The following is a 2681-nucleotide window of genomic DNA, read 5'->3' as shown; positions in this document are numbered from 1 at the left end:
TGGCCGTGGTGGTTGATTTTTTCCTGGTTTTGGGAAATGTCCTTGACCAGTTCTTTGACCAGGCCTTTGTCAAGTGGTTCTTTTTCGATTTCTTCATCTAGTTCCTTGGCCAAATCCACGCTGATTTCCGCGAAGTTGTTGACGAAGTTCAGGGGGTTTTGAATTTCGTGGGCGATGCCAGCAGTCAGTTCACCGAGGGAGGCGAGTTTTTCTGATTGGATGAGTTGGGCCTGGGTAGTTCGCAAGTCGTTGAGGGTACGTTGCAAAACTTCATTTGCACTGCGTCGGATGCGGTTGTTTCGCCATAAGATGAAAGAAATAATGCCAGAAATGAAGAGTATCGTCAGTAAACCCAATAGAATCAACCGTCTTCGAAAAGATGTTTCTTTTTCTTTCAGGTCAAATATGGCCTTTTGCTCGGTTAAGGAGATCTGTTCAATTTGTTTGATGCGTTCGATGTTATACTGCTCTTCTTGTGTTGCTATGTACAGTTTTAAATACCGATTGGCTTCGGCGGGGTTGGACTTTGAAAAATAATTGGCCAGCAAGGTTGAAGCAGCCATTACATAACCAGGAATTCTTCCATTTTGAGCTTCCGCTAAGCCTTTTAAACCATAAAACAATACGGAATCCCGCGGTCCAGTTTCGACAAATACCTTGGCTCTCCCCATGTAATCGCCGGCTATCCGATAGTTGCGCAAAGCATTGTCATATTCTTTTCTTTTAAAAGCAATATTGGCAGCTAGGATATAGCAATTATTGGCAAGATCGATCGACAGGTGGGCATATTTTTTTACATAAGGTTCCAATAACTTGGAATAGTAGGCTGCCGAATCCAATTGATTGATTCCTTCATAACCCCTTCCCAATTGCATATAGGTTGGCCATTTTTTATAATCAGTTAAAACAGCAAAATCAGGGTGGTTGATCTGTCTTATGCCCCATATTACAGGTGATTCACCTTTCATCGAAGCAATGAGGAACATGATGTTGTACATGTGCAATTGGTTCTGCCGATATTCATTTCTACACAAGGGCAATGCCCGATTTATCTCCATGGTTGCTTTGGGCCAATCGCCCCTGATGGCATGACAAAATGCGGCTGATCCAAGACAGTTAATGATCCCTAAAGTGTAATTTATATTTTCCGATATTTTTAAACCTTCTTTTAAATACTGCAATGCCAATTCCATATTTGCTGGCGTATTCATTCCTGCCAACGTCACCAGGTGATTCACTTTTACTCGATCATTGGGCAGGCCAGGCAATAACCGACTGATGCTATCGATGTATGGTTGATCGGGTAGTATCGGCTGGGAATGCCCTTTAGTTGTATTTAAGACAATGATAAGCCAACCTATCAATAGGTATAAAGGAAGTACAGTTGATCTATTCATCATGTAAACTTTTAGCTTGGTGCTCAAATTTCGTTTTTAATGGTTTAGGCTTGTCACTGGCAAGCTGATCACAAAGGATGTGCCTATTTTTTCCTGGCTATCCACTTCGAGTGTTCCTCCATGTCCTTTGGTCACAATATCATACGCCAAACTCAGCCCCAAACCTGTGCCTTGTCCTGTCGGCTTGGTGGTGAAGAATGGCTGGAAGATTTTGTCTTTGATCGCTTCGGGGATGCCGTTTCCGTTGTCTTGGACTGTGATTTCTATTGCGTCTGCCAGTTTTCTAGTGGTGATGGTTACCGTAGGTTGGTAGGGGACATGGGCCCCCCCGAGGGGTGCTCCTACCGTACTTCGACTACGCTCAGCGACCGCATAAAACGCATTGTTTATCAAATTCAGCAGCACGCGCCCAATGTCCTGCGGAATCACCGAAACCTTCGGCAAATCGGGATCAAAATGCGTTTCCATAGTGGCATTAAAACTGCTGTCCTTTGCGCGCAGGCCGTGATAAGCCAGGCGCAGGTATTCATCGGCCAGGGCGTTGAGGTCGGTGGGTTCTTTTATACCTGTGCTTGTGCGCGAGTGTTCCAGCATCCCTTTGACAATGGAGGAGGCGCGTTGGCCGTGGTGGTTGATTTTGGAGAGGTTTTGTTTGAGGTCGGCTGCTATGGCCTTTACTTCCTCAGTATCTCCTTTTTCAATTTCTTCGGCCATTTCGTCCAGCATTTCCGCGCTGACTTCGGCGAAGTTGTTGACGAAGTTCAGCGGGTTCTGAATCTCGTGGGCGATACCCGCGGTGAGTTCACCGAGGGAGGCGAGTTTTTCGGATTGAATGAGTTGGGCTTGGGTGGAGCGGAGGGTGGAAAGGGTTTCAGCCAGTTCCAGGTTTTTGACATTAATCTGTTCATTACTTCTTTCCAGATCTTCATTGGTTTCGTAGAGTTGTTGGGTGCGTTCTTGGACTTTGTGCTCTAGTTGTTGATTTGCTTCCTTTTGGATTTTGACGGCATGGGCTTGAGCTTTCACTTTTTCCTGGTTGGAAAGCTGAATTCTTAAAGCCAAGCTATAAGCGAAAATGATTTGTTGAAAGAAAACCCCTATATCTGCTAAATCAATGCCAAAAAGAAATGTAGACATAGGGGGGATATTGAAAGAAGCAAGAAAAGCTGACAGCGGAGCAATTGCGAAGGAAATGATAAAAAAACTATCCCCTAGAAGGAAAATTTTCACTAAAGGGTTTTTGCGCCATAAACTGATCACAACCAACAATAACACCAAATTGAG

2 protein-coding genes are annotated in these 2681 nt (G+C 44.5%); both read right to left on the bottom strand.

The features are described 5' to 3' along the window. On the bottom strand, positions 1–1397 hold a 1397-nt coding region (locus ABW391_RS29255; protein ID WP_502916366.1), incomplete at its 3' end, for a sensor histidine kinase. 36 nt (positions 1398–1433) lie between these two features. Then, positions 1434–2534 (bottom strand): sensor histidine kinase, encoded by a 1101-nt coding sequence (locus tag ABW391_RS29250; protein WP_353485446.1) that lies wholly within the window; start codon positions 2532–2534, stop codon positions 1434–1436. Between the last annotated feature and the right edge of the window lie 147 nt (positions 2535–2681).

The sequence above is a fragment of the Haliscomenobacter sp. genome (assembly GCF_040403615.1).
In the GTDB taxonomy this organism is placed as follows: Bacteria; Bacteroidota; Bacteroidia; order Chitinophagales; family Saprospiraceae; genus Haliscomenobacter.
This window is presented reverse-complemented; position numbering and strand designations above follow the sequence as displayed.